The following is a 514-nucleotide window of genomic DNA, read 5'->3' on the forward strand; positions in this document are numbered from 1 at the left end:
ACATTCTTTGATGAAGTAGACCATTGCTTACTTCTAAACCTACTTTATCAAAAGGTAAAATGCCCGATAACCATGCGTTTAATACGTAAATGGTTAAGAGCTCCAATCCAAATCAATGGTAAATTACACAAACGAAGAAGGGGAGTTCCGCAAGGTTCTCCAATAAGTCCGCTATTGTCTAATATCCTGCTCAACGAGTTGGATAAAGAACTGACAAGACGCAAACTCCGATTTGTACGCTACGCAGATGATTTTAGTATTTATACTCAGTATAAAAGCCATGCAACTGCAACGCTAAAAGCCATTGAAAAGTTTTTGAAAACAAAACTTAAACTCACTATAAATCGTGAGAAAAGTGGAGTTAGAAAACCAGTTCAATTTGAACTGTTGGGATTCGGATTTGAATCAACTTACAGGAAAGGAGATAAAGGCAAATACCAATTGGTTGTAGGGAAGAAAGCATGGAAAAGATTGAAACAGCGACTAAAAGTCTTCACCCGAAAAACCACTCCGA

1 protein-coding gene is annotated in these 514 nt (G+C 37.4%); it reads left to right on the forward strand.

The window, feature by feature from the left end; translation table 11 throughout:
• On the forward strand, nt 1-514 hold a 514-nt coding region (locus tag ERX46_RS17405; RefSeq protein WP_242494597.1), incomplete at both ends, for a reverse transcriptase domain-containing protein.

Source organism: Brumimicrobium glaciale (genome assembly GCF_004152935.1).
GTDB lineage: Bacteria > Bacteroidota > Bacteroidia > Flavobacteriales_D > Crocinitomicaceae > Brumimicrobium > Brumimicrobium glaciale.